Annotated in this window: 26 protein-coding genes and 2 pseudogenes; 23 read left to right on the forward strand and 5 right to left on the reverse strand. The window is 42.2% G+C overall.

Annotated features, from left to right (window positions below; all coding sequences use genetic code 11):
• Positions 1-146 precede the first annotated feature (146 nt).
• The 15 genes from BCU75_RS19800 (at position 147) to BCU75_RS24470 (ending at position 8,195) form a co-directional block, all read left to right on the forward strand.
• A complete protein-coding gene (locus tag BCU75_RS19800; protein WP_102474838.1) occupies positions 147-566 on the forward strand; it encodes a GNAT family N-acetyltransferase in 420 nt (139 codons plus the stop codon).
• Positions 567-600: 34 nt separating this feature from the next.
• The gene (locus BCU75_RS19805; protein ID WP_102474839.1) at positions 601-1,035 is read left to right on the forward strand and encodes a GNAT family N-acetyltransferase; all 435 of its coding nucleotides are present in this window, start codon (positions 601-603) and stop codon (positions 1,033-1,035) included.
• Between the two features lie 89 nt (positions 1,036-1,124).
• Complete coding sequence (locus BCU75_RS19810; protein WP_102474840.1) at positions 1,125-1,481, forward strand: hypothetical protein; 357 nt, start codon at positions 1,125-1,127, stop codon at positions 1,479-1,481.
• Positions 1,482-1,517: 36 nt separating this feature from the next.
• A complete protein-coding gene (locus BCU75_RS19815; RefSeq protein WP_102474841.1) occupies positions 1,518-1,988 on the forward strand; it encodes a GNAT family N-acetyltransferase in 471 nt (156 codons plus the stop codon).
• A gap of 49 nt (positions 1,989-2,037) precedes the next feature.
• The gene (locus BCU75_RS19820; protein ID WP_102474842.1) at positions 2,038-2,652 is read left to right on the forward strand and encodes a LysE family translocator; all 615 of its coding nucleotides are present in this window, start codon (positions 2,038-2,040) and stop codon (positions 2,650-2,652) included.
• 110 nt (positions 2,653-2,762) lie between these two features.
• Positions 2,763-3,179, forward strand: a complete 417-nt coding sequence (locus BCU75_RS19825) for a VOC family protein (RefSeq protein ID WP_017061801.1) — start codon at positions 2,763-2,765, stop codon at positions 3,177-3,179.
• A 52-nt stretch (positions 3,180-3,231) separates the two neighbouring features.
• The gene (locus tag BCU75_RS19830) at positions 3,232-3,654 is read left to right on the forward strand and encodes a GNAT family N-acetyltransferase (protein WP_102474843.1); all 423 of its coding nucleotides are present in this window, start codon (positions 3,232-3,234) and stop codon (positions 3,652-3,654) included.
• 91 nt (positions 3,655-3,745) lie between these two features.
• Positions 3,746-4,153: a GNAT family N-acetyltransferase gene (locus BCU75_RS19835; protein WP_102474844.1), complete on the forward strand. Its 408-nt coding sequence runs from the start codon at positions 3,746-3,748 to the stop codon at positions 4,151-4,153.
• A 66-nt stretch (positions 4,154-4,219) separates the two neighbouring features.
• Complete coding sequence (locus tag BCU75_RS19840) at positions 4,220-4,801, forward strand: HD domain-containing protein (RefSeq protein WP_102474845.1); 582 nt, start codon at positions 4,220-4,222, stop codon at positions 4,799-4,801.
• 122 nt (positions 4,802-4,923) lie between these two features.
• On the forward strand, positions 4,924-5,316 hold the full coding sequence (locus tag BCU75_RS19845) for a hypothetical protein (RefSeq protein WP_102474846.1): 393 nt from the start codon (positions 4,924-4,926) through the stop codon (positions 5,314-5,316).
• 211 nt (positions 5,317-5,527) lie between these two features.
• Positions 5,528-5,779, forward strand: a complete 252-nt coding sequence (locus BCU75_RS19850; RefSeq protein ID WP_076678763.1) for a hypothetical protein — start codon at positions 5,528-5,530, stop codon at positions 5,777-5,779.
• A 181-nt stretch (positions 5,780-5,960) separates the two neighbouring features.
• Positions 5,961-6,416, forward strand: coding sequence for a DUF302 domain-containing protein (locus tag BCU75_RS19855; protein WP_102465712.1), 456 nt, complete (start codon positions 5,961-5,963; stop codon positions 6,414-6,416).
• Between the two features lie 85 nt (positions 6,417-6,501).
• Positions 6,502-6,999: a DUF6653 family protein gene (locus tag BCU75_RS19860; RefSeq protein WP_102474847.1), complete on the forward strand. Its 498-nt coding sequence runs from the start codon at positions 6,502-6,504 to the stop codon at positions 6,997-6,999.
• 305 nt (positions 7,000-7,304) lie between these two features.
• Positions 7,305-7,820, forward strand: a complete 516-nt coding sequence (locus BCU75_RS19865) for an adenylate kinase (protein WP_102474848.1) — start codon at positions 7,305-7,307, stop codon at positions 7,818-7,820.
• A gap of 132 nt (positions 7,821-7,952) precedes the next feature.
• Positions 7,953-8,195, forward strand: coding sequence for a hypothetical protein (locus BCU75_RS24470; RefSeq protein ID WP_029222243.1), 243 nt, complete (start codon positions 7,953-7,955; stop codon positions 8,193-8,195).
• A 104-nt stretch (positions 8,196-8,299) separates the two neighbouring features.
• Here BCU75_RS24470 and BCU75_RS19870 read toward each other — a convergent pair whose 3' ends face one another.
• Entirely contained in the window at positions 8,300-8,632 is a 333-nt protein-coding gene (locus tag BCU75_RS19870; protein WP_004733856.1) for a PBPRA1643 family SWIM/SEC-C metal-binding motif protein, read from the reverse strand.
• Between the two features lie 251 nt (positions 8,633-8,883).
• Here BCU75_RS19870 and BCU75_RS24780 point away from each other — a divergent pair.
• The 4 genes and pseudogenes from BCU75_RS24780 to catB form a co-directional block, all read left to right on the forward strand.
• A pseudogene (locus BCU75_RS24780) lies at positions 8,884-9,058 on the forward strand (HAD family hydrolase); the annotation flags it as partial.
• Between the two features lie 42 nt (positions 9,059-9,100).
• A complete protein-coding gene (locus BCU75_RS19880) occupies positions 9,101-9,484 on the forward strand; it encodes a nuclear transport factor 2 family protein (RefSeq protein WP_102474849.1) in 384 nt (127 codons plus the stop codon).
• A gap of 106 nt (positions 9,485-9,590) precedes the next feature.
• Positions 9,591-10,322: a glucose 1-dehydrogenase gene (locus BCU75_RS19885; protein WP_102474850.1), complete on the forward strand. Its 732-nt coding sequence runs from the start codon at positions 9,591-9,593 to the stop codon at positions 10,320-10,322.
• 94 nt (positions 10,323-10,416) lie between these two features.
• On the forward strand, positions 10,417-11,040 hold the full coding sequence (gene catB / locus BCU75_RS19890; protein WP_102474851.1) for a type B chloramphenicol O-acetyltransferase: 624 nt from the start codon (positions 10,417-10,419) through the stop codon (positions 11,038-11,040).
• Positions 11,041-11,101: 61 nt separating this feature from the next.
• Here the strand turns inward: catB and BCU75_RS19895 are convergent.
• Positions 11,102-11,466 (reverse strand): annotated as a pseudogene (locus tag BCU75_RS19895) (c-type cytochrome).
• A 220-nt stretch (positions 11,467-11,686) separates the two neighbouring features.
• Between BCU75_RS19895 and BCU75_RS19900 the strand changes: the two are divergent.
• Genes BCU75_RS19900 through BCU75_RS19910 form a run of 3 tightly spaced genes read left to right on the forward strand, consistent with a single transcriptional unit; the run spans position 11,687 to position 12,698 of the window.
• Complete coding sequence (locus BCU75_RS19900; RefSeq protein WP_102474852.1) at positions 11,687-11,938, forward strand: Rho-binding antiterminator; 252 nt, start codon at positions 11,687-11,689, stop codon at positions 11,936-11,938.
• A gap of 8 nt (positions 11,939-11,946) precedes the next feature.
• Positions 11,947-12,180, forward strand: coding sequence for a hypothetical protein (locus tag BCU75_RS19905; protein ID WP_076678774.1), 234 nt, complete (start codon positions 11,947-11,949; stop codon positions 12,178-12,180).
• A gap of 47 nt (positions 12,181-12,227) precedes the next feature.
• Positions 12,228-12,698, forward strand: a complete 471-nt coding sequence (locus BCU75_RS19910) for a GyrI-like domain-containing protein (protein WP_102474853.1) — start codon at positions 12,228-12,230, stop codon at positions 12,696-12,698.
• Positions 12,699-12,813: 115 nt separating this feature from the next.
• Here the strand turns inward: BCU75_RS19910 and gltS are convergent, their stop codons facing one another.
• The 3 genes from gltS to BCU75_RS19925 form a co-directional block, all read right to left on the reverse strand.
• Positions 12,814-14,037, reverse strand: coding sequence for a sodium/glutamate symporter (gene gltS / locus BCU75_RS19915; protein WP_102474854.1), 1,224 nt, complete (start codon positions 14,035-14,037; stop codon positions 12,814-12,816).
• Between the two features lie 76 nt (positions 14,038-14,113).
• Positions 14,114-15,487, reverse strand: coding sequence for a patatin-like phospholipase family protein (locus BCU75_RS19920; protein ID WP_102474855.1), 1,374 nt, complete (start codon positions 15,485-15,487; stop codon positions 14,114-14,116).
• A gap of 144 nt (positions 15,488-15,631) precedes the next feature.
• Entirely contained in the window at positions 15,632-16,222 is a 591-nt protein-coding gene (locus BCU75_RS19925; protein ID WP_241903920.1) for a glutathione S-transferase, read from the reverse strand.
• A 173-nt stretch (positions 16,223-16,395) separates the two neighbouring features.
• Here BCU75_RS19925 and BCU75_RS19930 point away from each other — a divergent pair, with 173 nt between their 5' ends.
• Positions 16,396-18,651, forward strand: coding sequence for a peptidase U32 family protein (locus tag BCU75_RS19930; protein WP_102474857.1), 2,256 nt, complete (start codon positions 16,396-16,398; stop codon positions 18,649-18,651).
• Positions 18,652-18,693: the final 42 nt, after the last annotated feature.

The following is an 18,693-nucleotide window of genomic DNA, read 5'->3' on the forward strand; positions in this document are numbered from 1 at the left end:
CAATTTTAGTTGACCACTACACAGTTCATAGTCCAAACCCCAGCCGGTTACCTCTTTAGGTTTTGCCAAGATATTCTTTAACACATAAATCTTATTGGCCACTTACTTGTTGCTACATAAGCCGTTAATCCAGAGATAGGAAGTCAATGGAATACCAATTAGATATCGAGCCCTCCGATGACGACATTAATGAAGTCCGAGGCGGGTTAATCAAACACAACACGCCGTTTCTGGAAGGGATACCCAAGTCTCAAGTTGCGTACTACGCGATGGAGGAAGGTAACAAAGTCGGTGGCATTATTGCTGATCTTTGGGGAAACTGGTTACTGATTAAGTTTCTCTGGGTCGATGATTCGATGAGAGGAAAGCAAGTCGGAAGTGAACTACTTGAGCGTATTGAAAAGTATGCGAAGTCTCAAGGTTGTACGTCGTCATTGGTCGATACATTAAGTTTCCAAGCTAAGCCTTTCTATGAGAAACGAGGGTATGAATGCCAGATGGTGTTAGAAAATTACCCTGTAGATTCCTCGCTATCGTTTCTCACCAAGTCGCTAGTCAAAAAGTAGCAAATAAAGACCCTGTATAAACAAGGAGAGTAGAGTGGTAAACATTCGGGAAATGGCAATTTCAGACTACGACTCCGTGATCGCGTTGTGGTGCCAGACAGAAGGCATGAGTATTCGCGATGCCGATTCGAAAGAAAGTATTGCGAGCTATTTAGATCGTAACCCTGGTCTGAGTTTTGTGGCTGAAAGTAACAACGAGATCATTGGCGCTGTGTTGGTTGGAACGGATGGACGTCGTGGGTATTTACAACACTTAGCTGTCTCGGCCAAATTCAGAGGGCAAAAGTTAGGTTGTAAGCTTGTCGCAGAGGCGGTCAACGCACTTGCAGGTTTTGGTATCCCGAAGACCCACTTGTTTGTCTATAACGACAACATCAATGCTCAACAGTTTTACGAAAAGTTGGGCTGGTTTCCTCGAGATGAAGTTCGAATGTACTCGTTTAATAGCTCGGATAATAGTAACGTTTAGCCTTATAAGTTCGCGCTGGCTGACCTTGAATCTGTAACAGATTCGCGCGCATCTGCCCAATATCAAAACAATCCTTGGAGTATTTAGAAATGTTGTTTTCTAGTCTGTCTAAATCATTGGTTCATGGCTCCGAGTTATGTTCTGAGCTGCTCAATTTCTTCACCGAGCACAAGAGTGACTTCGAAGAAAAGTTAATCCCCGATCTGTCATACATCGATGATATGGCACATGTGGTGAACGGCATTAAAATCAAAGACGTTCTACACATCAATGCGAATCAATACCGACTTCAATATTCGTTTGATTGGGAGTTGTTTCTAGGTTGTTCGGATAGGAACGAAACCGGTGTAGAGAATGGAAGCGTTCTATTCACACTTGAGGATGATAACGTTCTTAATATCAACTTCCCAAACTACGGTTCTCGAGACACTAGCGATGAGTTTTAGTCGGTTTTTCGTGCGTGTTATACAGAAGGAAGAACAATGATAACTATCGAAAGGCTTGAAGAATCACATGTGGCGTTAGTTCAGGCCATCCAACTCGCCGATGAACAGGTCAAGTTCGCTGGCACAGCTGCAGAGTTTTTATTAGATGGCAGTGAAACGACGCACTTGCACGTGATTAAGTCTAATAACAAAGTTGTTGGTTTCTTTAAGCTGGATATCGCTTACGCAGATTCTTATGAGTTTTGCCCTGAAGGAAGCATTGGGCTAAGAGCTTTTGTGCTTGATAAAAACCAGCAAGGTAAAGGTTTAGGAACAGGCACGGTGAAGGCTTTGTTTCCGTATTTAAAAGCGAATTATTTAGCGTATGAGTCGATTTACTTAACCGTGAATTGCAAAAATCCCGCAGCATTCAACTGTTATAAGAAAGGCGGCTTCGAAGATACCAATGAACAGTATCTAGGTGGCGCAGCAGGCCCGCAATTTATCATGCGCGGTCAAATCGTTTAGTTACATAAACAGGTTAATTGTCGAACGACAAACGGTCTAAGGAGGGATCATGTCAATTACATCAGGAATAGCTCTGTTTGTTGTGATGTTACTATCTGCAGCGATACCAGGACCCAGCGTTCTCGCCGTTCTGTCGAGGTCTCTAAGCTATGGCTGGAAACAAGGCTTGTTAGTGGTGCTTGGCGTACTAATCGCGGATTACATTTTTGTATTCTTAGCTTTGTCTGGTTTATCAGCTTTAGCTAGCGCAATGGGTGAATTTGCTACGGTAATTAAATATGTAGGCGTTACCTATTTGTTTTGGTTGGCTTACACAACATGGACGTCAGATGTTAGTGAATCATCGAGTACATCTTCGGAGCAAGGAACGAAAGCCTCAAGCGTGATTATCGGCTTATTGATGACAGTTTCAAACCCAAAGGCGATTTTGTTTTACATGGGTTTCTTTCCTGCATTCATAGACCTAAAAACATTTACCACAACAGATGTGGTGATGATTTTGGTGATTTCAACTGTAGCTGTAGGTGGAGTATTGAGTCTCTATGCTTGCACTGCCTCTAAAGCTCGTTTTGTATTTCAAGGGCGCTCAGCAAAGACGCTATTGAACAGATTATCAGGTGGCTTTTTGGCGACTTGCGGTGCTTTGTTAGCAACTAAAGCATGAGTACTCTTTGGACTGATTTAGCCATAACACTGAACTAAGCGTTAACACCTAGTGTCTTTGCTTTCTTCATGGCATCATTCCACGCAGCTAAAACCCCAACAAGGTATGTTATGAAACAGAATATTGTCCACATTGCACTCGTGGTAAAAGACTACGATGAAGCGCTTGATTTCTATGTAAACAAGCTTAAGTTTGATCTCATCGAAGATACGTATCTACCAGAAGAAGATAAGCGCTGGGTTGTTGTTGCGCCACCAAATTCAACCGGTGTGAGCCTGTTACTTGCTAGAGCTTCCAAGCCAGAGCAACTTGATTTCATCGGCAACCAAGCTGGTGGACGCGTATTCCTATTCTTAAACACCGATGATTTCTGGCGTGATTACGAACGCATGACTTCTTTGGGCATTAACTTTGTTCGAGAGCCTAAGGAGCAAGGCTACGGTACGGTTGCTGTGTTTGAAGATCTTTACGGTAACTTGTGGGATCTGCTTCAGTTAAACCCTGAACACCCTATGGCTAACAGGTAGATAAGCCAAGCCTACAACCTTAATTCTAGTCATACGGATTTGCAGGAGCGACATGGAAGTCACAAGGTATCAACTCAAGTATTTAACCGCTTTACAGGTGCTCTATCTAGAATCAAGACAGAACACCTTTCATTGGGCTGATGCCGACGCTTTTAAGTTATCCGATTTCGATTTAGATACAGAAAGTGAAGAAATATGGGTGGCTGTTTCTGGCAATAAGGTTTTAGGTTTTGCCTCTATTTGGAAACCTGAGAGCTTCATTCATCACCTCTATGTTTGCCCGCGAACTCTACGTTCTGGGGTAGGCTCTGCTTTACTCAATACCTGCAAACAACATTACTCTGTTCTGACATTGAAGTGTCTGACTGCTAATGAAAATGCTATTGGCTTTTATCAGTCGCAAGGCTTTGTTATCTCGTCCACAGAGGGAGAGGGATTAGAGCGTTATCACTTACTGACGTACCAAGCTTTGTAATATCAACCATAGCTTAGTGATAACAGCCATAGCAATCACAAGCCCTACAATTACAACAAGGGTAATCAAGTCGGGAGTTTAAACCGAGAATATGGAAATAAAACAGCTTTCAGCGATTGAGGTACTTCCGGTTAGGCATCAAGTGCTTTGGCCTGATAAACCGATGTCGTTTTGTGTGGTGCCAGATGACGAACACGCAACGCATTATGGGGCGTTTTTTGGTGCACAGTTGGTTTGTGTCGCGTCTATCTATATTCAAGACAATGGAGCTAGGCTGAGAAAGTTTGCCACGCTGCCTGAACTCCAAGGGCAGGGAATCGGTTCAAACGTGATTGATCATGCTATCTCTAACCTCAAAGATTTAAACATCCAATATTTTTGGTGCGATGCGCGTACAACGGCTTTAGGTTTTTATCAAAAGTTTGGGATGGCTGTAGAAGGCTCTGAATTTGAAAAATCGGGTGTTGCGTATTATAAAATGTCGGTTCATTGGGAGTAACGCTTCTCTTTCGTTAGGTTAACCCTCCGCACCGCTAAATCACAACTTAAGTTAAGGAAGCTCATCGTGGAAGAAATCAAAGGCATTCTGCAATTCATGGTGGAAATTGAAAAATTAAAGGATGTTCATCGACAAACAAAACCGGTTGGATTGGATCGATATGAAAACTCCGCTGAGCACAGTTGGCACACTTGTTTGAGCGCACTCATGTTAAAAGACTATGCCAATGAAGAAATTGATATTACGCGAGTGATGAAGATGCTGCTGATTCATGATCTTGGAGAAATCGATGCCGGAGACACCATCATTTATGCCAGTGAAACCGAAGAAAACAAGCTCAAAGAGAAAAACTGTGTAGAACGCTTACTGAAATCATTGCCGAATCATTTAAGAACTGAGTATTTGGATTTATGGCTTGAGTTCGAAGCGGGTGAATCACCGGAAGCCAGATTCGGTAAGGCAATCGATAGAGTGCCGCCTTTGCTTCATAACATCCATGGTGGTGGTCACAGCTGGAAGATGCATAACATATCCAAAGATAAAGTACTGACCTTTAATGGCGAGCGTATTTCTAAAGGCAGTCGTGCTCTATGGAAAGAGCTAGAAGTGCAACTTGAAGGGGCTGCGGACAAAGGGTTATTAAAGTAAAAATTAACGGTCTTGCCAAGTAATGACAAAGAAGTTTCAACCTAACAACGTTTAAATTAAACTCGGGAATTCATAGTGTTACTTCAGCGTAGCAAACCCATTGTTAAAGGAATAAGAACCACATGAAAACCACTGCTTTAGCTTTATTGTTGCTTAGTGTTTCTGGTAGTGCATTTGCAACCAATACCAATATTGAAGCGATCGATTACCAAGTGTCGGTCACTGTCGAGGATTCTGAATCAAAACTCAGCTTCCCAACCTTTAAGTTCCACTCTTTCGGTCAGGAAGTCACATCTCAAACTGAAAAGTGCATTTATTCGGGTGTTCTTTCTAAGCATGAAGCTAACGCTATTCTATTAGAGGCCAAAATGTCATGTGATTATGAAAATGGTGAGTCTAGCGACCAGATGCCTGTTTTTATTCTTGATAAAGAGGGTGGAGAAGCAAGTATCGAGCTTGGAGAAGATCAAGCAAACCTATGGAAATACACGGTTCTAGTTAAAGCGCTTAACTAAATTTCAAACGATACAGGGTTACTCTTTTTGCTTTGCTATCGGACATCCGCAATATCAATCAACTGCAATACCAATCAAAGTAGATACACAACACATGGTGTTGTCTCATGTGTTGTTTTCCTAAAAAAGCTTTTAAAATAATAAGTTAGTGTATTCAATAAGAACTTGTTAGTATGCGATTAACTTTATAAATGTTGGTTGGCTTATATAAATGCTTGATAATAAATACATTAAACACCCGTACCATTGTAACCAGTGCAACGCACTTACCCCGCACCTTGCTGTTAATGCTTCCGGTGCTCAATCTAAAGCTGAATCTGAAAAGAAACAATGGAAATTAGGTGTGTTGATGGAGTACCTGATGACGTTATTGTTTAAAGATGACCATAATGTTCCCGGTTTTTATGTCGACAGTGATTACGAATACCAGTGTGAAAAATGCGGGACTAAGTCGTGGCATTGATCGTGTGTTTAGCTTTTGAAACAATTCCTACCTAAACTGATGATAATAAGACGCATTAGAAAAGTGATCCTCTCTGCAAACTGAGAATAGAAACACGTCTATACTGACATTGGTTACGTCACTGAATTAATAAGTGGCGTTATGAATGCAAGTTTGATTAGGTTAAACCTCAGAGGTGACGATGAAAAAATTACTACCACTATGCGCCATTTTACTTTCAGCATCATTTTCAGCCGCGGCTTCTGATGGTTTGATTAAATACCAAAGTAATTACTCAGTGAAAGAAACCGCTGACCGCTTTGAAGAAATCGCCAAAAGCAAAGGTTTGACCTTGTTTGCGAGAATCGACCATCAGAAAAACGCGAGTAAGGTCGGTCTTGAATTGAGACCAACCGAAGTCATTATATTTGGCAACCCGAAAGTAGGGACACCATTAATGCAATGTGCTCAAGAAGTCGCGATCGATTTACCGCAGAAAGTGTTAGTCACTGAAGACTCAAATAAAGAAGTATGGCTATCTTACAACGATCCTAATTACTTGGTAGAGCGTCACGCAATCAATGGTTGTGGCGAAGTGGTTAAGAAGATATCGGGTGTTCTAAGCAAACTATCAGAAGCGACAGTGGCGAAAAAATAGCCGTGGCTGAACCAGAAATTTAAATATCAATCGGTGCTATATTCTAACTGTATGGCACTGGAACAGGTACAGTACGAGTGCTTTTATGAAGTTATTTGAAAAAATGATGGTGATGAGCGAGCAGAGTTGGGCGCGTCACTCAAACCCACTCAGTGTTTATACTCGTATTCCCTGTTTGTCGATTCTGTCGCTTGCGCTTTGGTCGAGAGAGCACATTGGCCTATATTCCATTTTCCCCATCGGGCTTGCTTTGTTCTGGATTTGGTACAACCCAAGAGCATTTGGTGTACCTGAACATACAGATAATTGGGCCTCCAAAGCTGTATTTGGTGAACGTGTTTACTTGCAGAAGGCATCGCTTGATATTCGCCAACATCATTTAACGGCTGCTCGTTTGATTACTTTATCAATGGTTCCGGGATTGCCTATTTTGTTCTACGGCTTATACCTTAACGACCTTTGGTTAATTGCGTTCGGCAATTTCTGGATCTTGGTTCTGAAACTGTGGTTTTTGGACCGAATGGTTTGGTTGTACGATGACATAAAAGTCTCTCATTCTGAATTTAGATCTTGGGAGCGTTAATGGTGCATGAAGAACGAGCTTGAGAATGCTTGTTAGTGAAGCCATAGATTGCATCTTGTGTCGGTCGCCCTAGATGGCAAATGAGTAGAAAAATTGGTTTGAATTATACGCTCACTGCATTGACATCGAATGTTCAATATATAAAAGTAGTGTTATGAAACTGAATTTAGCGCTATCTAACCAACGAATTATCATCATTCCATAGGAATGGTGGGATGGTTGATGCGCTTTGTTTATCGAACCCACCCGTAAGGTGGGTTTTTTTGTAGCTGTCTTATGGGTTTTATCTGAATAGAGGAAGTCATATGAAAAAGGTCGCGGTTTTTGGCAAGCCTGGTAGTGGAAAATCCACAATCAGCAAAGCGTTAGCACTAGCAACAGGTTTAGAGCTTCACCAGTTAGATTCGATCGTCTATAAGGCCAATGGTGAGTTTGTTGAACGTGAAGCGTTCGACCTCGCGCACGACAACATACTCAATTCTGAAAGCTGGATCATCGATGGTTTTGGCCCGCTAGGTTCATTCAACACACGTTTAGATGCAGCTGATACCTTGATTTATATCGACCTTCCTTATCCAATTAGCTACTGGTTTGTCACCAAGCGAATGCTCAAAGGGTTGTTCGTTAAACCTGAAGGCTGGCCTGATGGAAGCTCAGTTATAAAAGGCACGATACAAAGTTATAAGACACTAAAACTGTGCCCGAAATTTTGGAATGACGACTTTAGAGTACGGTTAGAATTACGCGCCAAAGAGAAAGAGGTTCACATCATCAGAAGCGTGAGTGAATTGAATAACTTTGTCCGCCAACACGTCACTTAACAGGTGAGAGCTTACCTTTCTTTGAAACGCTTTAATTTGCTCATAACTTCATGAAAATATTTAGATTTAATTCAACATGTGGCATATTTGCCATGTGTTTAATTTGTGCTTTTAGTTAAGGCTATAGATATTATGTATGGAAGTGAGAAGACGAGAGCGTTCTGCTGTAACTGTAAGGAACTTACACTGCATAGGTACACGATGTTCAGTAGCCAAGTGCAAAAGGCACCACAAGCTGAAGATAAAGAACCGAGCTTACTCCAACGAATTTTATCGGAGCTTCTATCTTTTGGTGTAACAGGTTCGGGCGCGACAGGTGATTACAAATGTACCCAATGTGGAACATATCTGAATACACCAGACAACCTCGACTGAGTTTGTGAGTTTGGTCTGGACAAATAAAAACGGGAAGACCTCAATGATCTTCCCGTCAGATATTGTTTAACTCATCGTGCTGTTAGCCGTTTGAGTGAGATGCCTTATGCACAACACTTCTTGTATTTCTTACCGCTACCGCAAGAGCATGGGTCGTTACGGTTAGGTGTCTTTTCGAACGTCATTGTTTTTGGCTTGTTTAGCAACGTGTCGAACTCAAGCGTATTTTCTTCTTTGGTTGCATCAACAGATACAGTAACAAAGATTGAATGCTCAGCCGCGATTGCTTCAACTTCTGCTTTACGAGCTTCAGTTTGAACCATTACCGCAACTGGTGACTCTTCAGTACCCACTTTAACATCGCGGTTTACATTGTAGCCAGCAAGAACGTGGTTCTGTCTTGTTTCTATACGGCCTTTGAAAAATAGTTTCGACATTGGGTACTCACAAAATTTGGGATGACGCTATTCCTATACTGGGTAGCGTTATAGAGCGGGGGATTATACGCATATATTCCAATTGATAAAGCAGTGATGTGGTTAAAGGTTGTGGGTTTTTGTTTACTAGCAATTATTTGTTCTATTGCTTTTGCTCATTAGACCAATTTTGAAACTCAGGACAATAAGATTTCCCTTAACTGGGCTTCGAGTGATAAATTGAAATCATCAATTTAAACAACGAGATATCCTACGAAGCGGATACGCAATTTACTCGTAATATTGAAGCCGACCTAGTAAGAACGCAAATGTGATTGCAGTGGCTGCAGGCTACAACCGATCTGAACCTGAAAATTGGTAAACCAAGCCCGATTATATTGCTAACAGTGTTGAGATCTTTTAATGATCATTGGCAAATACGGTTAATCAGTATCGTTTGATTAAATCTAGTTAATTTAAGGAAGAATAATGACACCAAAACAAGTGGTATTAGGTTTTTGGGATGCAATGCGCAGTAATGATTTTTCAAAGGCGAGTGAATGGCTAGCGGAAGATTTTGAAGGATATTGGCCTCAGTCGTCTGAACTGACGGTAGGGCGTGACAACTTCACTGCAATCAATGCTGAATACCCAGCCAATGGTGTTTGGGAATTCACCCTCAATTCGATTGTTTGTGAGGGGGATACCGTTGTGACGGATGTTTCAGTTACTGACAGCGTATTGAAAGATCGAGTGATTACCTTTCACACGGTTGTTGATGGTTTAATTCAAAAGCAAACTGAGTTTTGGCCAGACCCATTCGAAGCGCCGGTGTGGCGATCGCAGTGGGTTCAGGTTGTGACGAATAATTAGTTTGTATCGATACGATCAGTTTTTATCGAACAATCAGGTTATATCGAACAATCAGGTTTCATCGAAAAATCAGGTTATAACAAACAAGTGGCATTAGGAGGTTTCATTGAACAAGGTAGCGATTGTAACAGGCGGAAGCCGAGGTATTGGCGCAGCGACATCTAAATTGTTGGCCAGTAAAGGCTATGCCGTATGTGTTAATTTCATACACAACGAATCGAGAGCTGAAGATCTGGTGAATGAGATTCGTGAGCAGGGCGGAACCGCTATCAGTGTAAGAGCTGATGTGTCTGTTGAATCGGATGTAAAATCCTTGTTCGAGATTGCTCGTAACAAGCTAGGCCCAGTCACTCATTTGGTTAATAATGCCGGGATCTTGTTTAACCAATCGGCATTGGTTGATATTGAACTGGATCGCTTTGAAAAGGTAATGAAGTCGAATGTGTCTAGCTGCTTCCTGTGCAGTAAAGCCTTTATTAAACAAGCTGACGGTGCGGGTTCGATTGTAAATGTATCGTCTGCCGCTTCTCGAACGGGTGCGCCGTTCGAATATGTGGACTATGCGGCATCTAAAGGTGCGATGGATTCACTCACCAAAGGTTTATCGCTTGAATTGGCTGCACGTAATATCCGAGTTAATGGTGTAAGGCCGGGTTGTATCTACACCGAAATGCACGCTGACGGCGGAGAACCAGGGCGAGTTGATAGACTAGCCTCGCAACTACCGCTACAACGAGGTGGCACGCCAGAAGAAGTGGCTAACTCAATCGCTTGGCTATTGTCAGACGAAGCTTCTTATGTAACTGGCTCATTTATTGACATTGCGGGTGGGCGATAAAGCTCTGAAGCCTTTACACTCAGATAAATCAGATAGATCCATAAAAACGCTATTAAACGTACCCAACTAAAAGAATGAAACTAAGAGTACAAACATGCAAAACTATTTTGAAAGTCCGTTTGTCGGAAAATCACTCAAAGAACAAGTGACCAATCCAAATATTATTGTGGGTGAGCACAGCTACTACTCGGGTTACTACCATAACCACAGTTTTGATGATTGCGCGCGTTACCTATTACCGGATAGAACAGACATCGATAAATTGATCATCGGTAGTTATTGCTCAATTGGTTCTGGCGCTGTGTTTATGATGGCGGGTAACCAAGGCCACCAAAATCAGTGGGTGAGTACCTTCCCGTTCTTCTACCAAGACGACGAGAAGTTTGAAGATGCGATAGACGGCTTCGAACGCTCTGGTGATACCGTGATTGGTAACGATGTGTGGATTGGCACAGAAGCCATGATCATGAGTGGTGTTAAGATTGGTGATGGTGCAATTATCGCAAGTCGAGCCGTTGTGACGAAAGACGTGGCACCATACTCGATTGTTGGTTCAAACCCTGCGCGTCACATCCGCTATCGTTTCAATGAGTCCGAAATCGCTCAGTTGCTAGAAATGAAATGGTGGGAGTGGAGCGAAGAGCAAATCAAAGGTGCCATGTCATTGATGTGTTCTTCAGATATCGACGGGCTTTACCAATACTGGAAGACGCTCTAGTTACCGCTGTCCCAACTTAGCCACTTGATGCTTATACAAGAATACTCAAACAAGCGAAAACTTACTGAATTGAATCTATGTACGACAAGATATCCAATGCGTCTTGTTTGGTAATAGCCCCTTCCCACGCTGGCATACCTTGTTCTACATCACCCTCTAAAATGTCATCCGCCAAAGAACTTGGACTGGTAAAAAATCCTCCAAGTTCATTTGAGATGTTAGCGGGTTCGTTTGGTAATGAAGCGACTGTGGGGCCGTCTCCATGACCCTTGTCACCATGGCACACCTGACAAAGCTGCTGATATTTGGCTTTACCATTGGCGAAGTGGCTGGCATCGACTTTTGAAGCAGCACTCGCATTAAAGTCATCATTGAAGCGACTAATCCCAAGAAAGTTAATACGTGTAAATGGTTCATGGTTTGCATTGTTTTGCTCTCGATTATTATTTAACAATGAAAGAATAAACTGGTGCGAGTAGAAGAAACGTGAATAGGTAAAGCGGGATTAAGCTAAATTTAAAAGTAAGCTCAAAAATAAATTTAGTTGCGAACCAACATCAACGTGATTTAGATAAATGATTGATTATATGCATATTGCATAGTATGGCATGTCGCATTAGCGTGGTGGATGAATTGGAGGGGTATTATGATTAGTTGCAATGATTACGATTATATTGAGATTGTGTGTATGCACCGATACCCAATCAAACTAACGCTGAAATCTGGCGAACAGATTGAATGTGTCGGATTAGATACTCAACGCAATGATAGCCGTGAAGAGTGTATTAAAGTCAGTGTTCAAGGGACAGAACAACTTGTCGTACTCACTGATCTTTCCACACTAGAAGTCTGTGTCGACAATCCTCATTTTCAGCAGATTTCATTCAAAACGTCATAGGTTTTCAAATGAATAACACGATAGAACAATGCTATTGCACCGTATGCCGAGAAGACACACAACACGTTGTTGTGTTGGTCAGAAAGACGAGTGCGTTTGCAGACAAACCTAACCAAAAGCGAAGCGAGTTTTGGGCTGGCATGATAAAAGGTTGGTTCCTTGGTCCGTTTATCGCTTCAATGGATGAGTTTTCTCGTCATCTTGTCTGTGAAAAGTGTGGTCATAAAGAGATACAAGATTAGTTAAGACTCTATATAGTTACAGTGTTGATTGGCTTAGGAATAAACAAATGAAAGTAGAAATGATTGAAGCCGTTAAGGCGTATGGTTTTTCAGTAAGAACCAATAATACCGATGAGATTGACCCAGCCAAAGCTAAGATAGGCCAATTATGGCAGGGCTTTTTTGATCAGGTTTTCCCTAAATTGACTCCAGATTCAAAAGTGTATGGTGTCTATACCAACTACGAGTCTGACTCTACGGGTGAATTTGATGTTGTTGCTTGTACCAATGTGCTTGCAGATCAAAATTTAGATGACTTATTCAAAACTGCGGATAACTTTGTAGAAACCGAAATACAAGCAGGCAAGTACTTAACGTTTTCTGCTGAAGGTGAGCTACCTCAAGCCGTGATCGATCTATGGGGTGACGTTTGGACGTATTTTAACGCTCCCGATTGTCCGCATATTCGTGCTTACACGACAGACTTTGAATTCTATAAAGGCGAAACTGAGGTCGAGATTTCTATAGCGATTAAATAAGGCTTTTGCTTGTAGCTTGTTGACTATAAAAGCTAGTGGTAACAGATGAATAAAAAAGAGCCGCTCTATATGAGTGGCTCTTTTTTTGAGGCTACCTTGCCCAGAATAAAACTAACTACATCATTCTCATGAAGTAAGGAATAATCAGGGCGTTCGCTAAATCAATGAAGAACGCACACACTAAAGGTACGATGATAAAGGCTTGTGTTGAGTGACCATACTTTTGGCTGACCGCAGACATGTTGGCCATCGCTGTTGGTGTTGAACCCAGTGAAATCCCACCGAAACCGGCACAGACAACGGCGGCATCATAAGTTTTACCCATCGACGGGAAAACAACAAAGATATTGATGATGACAGCCAACAAAAGCTGCATTGCCAGTATTGCGAAGATTGGGCCGGCTAAATCAATTAATGTCCATAATTGCATGCTCATTAACGACATTGCCAAAAACGTACCCAGAGAAATTTCGGCAATGAGGTCTATCGCAGGAGAGCGTGTCGGCCATTTCGCTCCAGAGATTCTTGGGTAAGAGTCCGGTATTAAGTTAGTAATGACGATACCAGCAAACAAACAAGACACGAACAATGGTAATTGTAAGCCTGCTTGACTGATCAATTCATTCAGCAACGCACCGACGATAACGCAGATATGGATGGCTAAAACGGCGTCTAGGAACTGAAATGATGTCAGACTTTGTTGCTGTTTAGTCTTACTTGAATTTTGCGAATTGGATTGGTCATCGTTAGGTTTAAGGTTGTGTCGTTTGATAAGGAACTTTGCAATAGGCCCACCCATTAAACTGGCTAGGATCAGTCCGAATGTTGCACTAGCGATACCGATTTCCATTGCGCTTTCTAATCCAAATTCTTCACCCACTTTTGGTGCCCAAGCGATAGCTGTACCGTGGCCACCAATTAATGAAATACTGCCGCTTAGTAGGCCAAAAACAGGCTCTAAACCAAACATAGACGCGACAGAAATACCGACGATGTTTTGCATGATCATAAAGAAGATGGTGATCGCGAGCAGAATGACTAACGGTTTTCCACCTTTGAACAGGTCTTTCAAGCTTGAATTGATGCCGATTGTCGTAAAGAAATAAACCAATAAAACGTCGCGAGCCAATAGGTCAAACTGAACTTCAATGGATGTTGTTGCATAAAGCGAAGCAAACAACAACGAAGCTAAGATCCCACCAGATACGGGTTCTGGAATACTAAACTCTTTTAAAAAGCCAATGACCTGGTTAAGCCTTCGACCGATGAATAGAACCACAATACCCATGGTCACCGCAAAGAATGACCCTAGGTGTAAGACGTTGTTTTCAAATTCCATAATAAGCCTGTATAAGTAAAATTCTGACGTGTGTTATGACTGTCTATACGTTATTTAATAAGCAACTAGGTTAGCATTATTTTTGGTTGCCAAAAGATAAGAATGTTTGAAATTCAGTATCTGAGATAAGTTGTTTGTTTCCCTCCTCAATGAGTATGTCGACGTTTTCTTTGTCTATCATGAAATCTGTCGGGATTTGATTGAGTAGGTAGCGTTTAGCGCTGTTATTGGTTTTGTTCAAGCTGACCTCAATGAAGTAAGGGGTAACCTTGTGATCTTGATAAGAGGCAAATTCTGACCAAGATTCTAATTCGTCAACGATGAGATCTTTGGTCGTATCATTATAACGGTGCAGTTGAATGTCTGTGATGACGTCTACCGTCTGTTTCATGCTTGGTGCTTCAAGAGAGCGACCAATTCCGGATTCTGGCATTGTTGCGGCATCAACCGAAATGATGACAATAGGGCGAGCGTTTTGATTTCCATGTAAACTTTTTAGCTGTTCTTTGTCGTTGTACCGCAAGTATTCAAATATCTCGTAGACTGACAACAAACCGAGGTTATCCGTAATCCCGCCATCAACCAAATGAAGATAATTAACGTCGTCTTTATTGCTATATGACTTCAGCGATTTGATCAGATTTCGGTTGCGGTAGCTTGTCGTATCAAATGAAGGCTGCAAGTGCTCTGTTTTGTCACAATCTTTTTTGTTCTCAAGTACAACAGGGGTGAATACAAAAGGGACGGCAGAAGATGCAGTCACTGAACTCGAAACTGAATAACTGTTTAAGTCTGAGCAAATGAGATCAAAGTATTCTTGTGTAAATGAAAAGCGAGAACCTGTTGAGATATCAGTAGCGTTAATCACGATGTATGGTGCGCCATCACGTCGAATATCAGCGAATGTACTATCACCAAAGATGTTGGCCTCGTAATAGTCTGTCGCTTTGTCGGTTCTTGTCGCGTATGAGAACCAATAGGTAGGAGACAACACGATAGAGAGTAGGTCTTTAGAGACTTCGTGATAAAGAAACGCCTCTTCGTAATCTTCAAATATCTTGTCGCCATATAAGCCGTAATAGGCGGCTGTAAAACTCCCTCCCGACACGGAGCTGATCATGTCTACTTCTTCTAATAGATTGATACTTTCGCCATCGATTTCCATATTTGTATCGCGCAATGCCTGCAATACGCCATAAGAAAGCGCGGCAGCACGTGTACCACCTCCAGAAAAAGAGAGGATTAAGGTGACTTTGTCGTCTTGTTTATGGAAGTTTTCAGCGGTGTAGGATTGGTTCGGTGGTTCGTCTAACTGACTTGTGTTGGTTGTTTTATTTTTAGCACTACAACCAGAAAGATTGAGTGAGAAGGCTACTAACAATGATATTTGCGTTAACCCTTTCAGCCAATACTCTGGTTTGTCTAATGCGTTACTTTTGGTTTTCGACATAGTGCATTTCAAACTGACGTGTTGTTGAGTGAAATGCTATTTTCGTTGATATTAGATAGGCCATCAATGGCGCTGCCTGTAATTCAGTGTCACGATTTTCGTAACAATTCAGAGCTCATTACGCTCATATAGAACGATTTAGCACTACCCAAAAAGACAATCTTGTTTGGTTTCATTCCACAAAGGGTATTGTTTCATTACTTGGGTATAGAGCTTACTTTCTAGGTGCGCTCTTAACCAACGTCCTACGCTTTGGTATTCAGATTGCACAAACCACTTCTTTTCTACACGCACAAATTGGCTGACGAATGGCATCACTGCAAAATCGGCTAGGCTTGGTGTGTCGCCGAACAGGTAGGGATGAAGGGTCAGTTTACTTTCGAGTTCAGATATAAATTCTTCGCAGTTGTGCCTGCGTTGTTCACTATCATCGTTTCGATAACGTACTGAAGCGCGGTATTTCTCTAAGTGACCAATAAACTCATTGTCGTTGGTTTTAATAAGCTGGTGGATCGACTCACTTAAGGTGGGATTGCTCGAACGCAGAAGATCTTGAGGATCGTTTTGCTCCAACGCCCAATTCATCACATCGATGCTTTGCTCTATGATTGTCCCTTGTGGCAAAACCAATACCGGGACGGTACCTTTTGGCGAACTGGCCAATAGTTCGCTAGGCTTATCTTTGGTCACGATTTCTCTAAGTAACACTTTTTGCTGGGACAAGGCGATCCCCATTCTCCCGCGCATCGCGTAAGGGCAGCGTCTTAAAGAATAAAGGATCGGTAAATCGGATTCGTTTGGCATTATTGAGGTCATTTAGTTTGAAAAGTGTTGTTAGGTGGTAAAGAGATCGTGATGTAGGTAGAATACGCGGCTTAAAAATTATAAGTAAGTGAGCGACTTCAAAAATGAGCAGAAAGATTGAGTTATTAGCCCCAGGTGGCGATGTCGAGGCGATTAAAGCCGCTATCGTGGCCGGTGCCAATGCGGTTTATTGTGGTTTAGACACCTTCAACGCTCGTAACAGAGCCTCTAACCTTTCGTTAGATGAGTTGAATGGTGTGATTCGCCTTGCTCATGAATACGGTTGTGAAGTGTTTCTGACTCTTAACGTTGTGCTGCTGGAGCATGAAATTAAGACCATCACTAAATTACTGAACCAACTGGTGAACACCAAACTAGACGGCATCATCGTTCAAGATCTTGGTTTGTTCGATTTGGTGAAAAAGCATTTCCCATCGCTAGATGTTCACGCGTCTACGCAACTGACCACGCATAACGAAGGTCAGATTAAGTTCTTGTCTAAGATTGGCGCAACACGCGTTAACTTGTCTCGTGAATTGAACCTACCTGAAATCAAAATGCTGACGGAAGTCGCACACGATCACGACGTACTGACCGAAGTGTTTGTGCATGGTGCTTTGTGTATCGCATTCTCAGGCCAATGTTACTCAAGTTCTGTAAGTGTGGGTAACTCTGGTAACCGTGGCCGTTGTAGCCAAGCGTGTCGTGATGAATACGAAATCACAGATGCGGGTAACAAGTTCCCATTGAACTTAAAAGATAACTCGGCATATTACGACTTACCTGAACTGGTTGACGCTAAAGTTGACTCGTTAAAAGTAGAAGGCCGTATTAAAGGCGCACATTACGTTTACACAGTAATAGATACCTGGCGTAAACAGATTGATAGCTTTGTAGAAAGTGGTTTGTTGATCGAAGACGATTCGAACCTGCACAAAGTATTCAACCGTGATTTCACCAACTCTTTCCTTAAGGGCAACCTAACGAAAGACATGTTCATCGATAACCCGCGTGACAACAGCATGAACTATGCCGTTGATAAAGCGACCAAAGAGAACAATGAAATCTCTGTTGTGCAGATTCAAGAAGTGACCAGCGATCTCTACGAAGCTAAAAACGCGCTGGGTAGCGAAATGCGCGACAAGATTGAGTTCCTTGATATCCGTAAAACAGCAGTGTCACTTTCGTTCAATGCGAAATTAGGCCAAGCCTTGACTGTGACGGTAACATCAGACAAAGAAAGCTTTGAAGTTCAGTCTAAGTCTCTGTTAGAAACTGCGGCTGAAACATCGATTACTCAAGAGTTACTAGAAAAACGTTTCAAGTCAGTGAAGAGTGCGGTGCATACGCTAGAAAGCTACAATTACGACAATCTAGATGCTGGCCTGATTCTTCCTCTAAAAGAAGTGTCTGTCTTAAAAGACGAAATCGACTTCATTCTTAACGGTTCTGTAAAAGTCATTAAGCACGTTGAAGTACCTGCATTGCCTAAGCATCCTAAAGTGAATGAAACGCCAACATTATCTATGTTGATCGCAGACGTTGAAGATTTACACTTGTGTGATGTAACGGACGCTGACGTTTACTTCAAATTGCCTGAAAGCTTCAAGAAGCGTTGTAACAAGTACATCGATATCTTGGCGGCAAACCCTCGCTTAATCCCTTGGTTCCCTGCGGTATTGATCGGCAAAGATTACGATGAGGCGGTTCGAATTCTTGAAGAAATCAAACCAGCTCGCATTGTGACCAACAACACCGGTATTGCTTACAAGGCTTACGAGATGGGTATTGAATGGGTAGCAGGTCCGTTCATGAACACAACTAACTCGCACGCACTTGTGACGTTGAAAGAAGAATTGAACTGTGCGGGCGCATTCATTTCGAACGAGATCAACAAAGGTCAAATTCGTCATATCAACCGCCCAGAAAACTTCAAACTGTTCTACAGCATTTACCACCCAATCTTGATGATGACCAGTCGTCAGTGTTTCTTCCAAAGAACAGTGGGTTGTAACAAGCCAAGCATCGAAGCGGGTTGTATGTTGAAGTGTGAGAAAGCGACCACGATTACCAACGTGAAGGGTATTTCTTTTGCGGTTGATAAGCAGAAGGGTGGCTATCCAAGCATTTACAACCACGAACAGTTCTTAAACCATGACGCTGTAACGGATTTCTCTGGCTTGTTTGACGAGTTCTTCATCGACCTAACCAACATTGGTGCTGGTTCGAAAGAAGTACAAGACAAGGTTGAGTTGATCAAACACTTCCAAGGTTTGATCAACGGCGTCGAAGGTTCACAACAGAACCTAGAGCAAATGGTTGAAGTTCGAACTAATGCTCAGTACGTACAAGGCTTATAGGGTTCAAGGTCTATAGGCTGTAAGCTTTATAAGCTGAAAAGT

Source organism: Vibrio splendidus (assembly GCF_002873455.1).
Taxonomy (GTDB): domain Bacteria; phylum Pseudomonadota; class Gammaproteobacteria; order Enterobacterales; family Vibrionaceae; genus Vibrio; species Vibrio splendidus_J.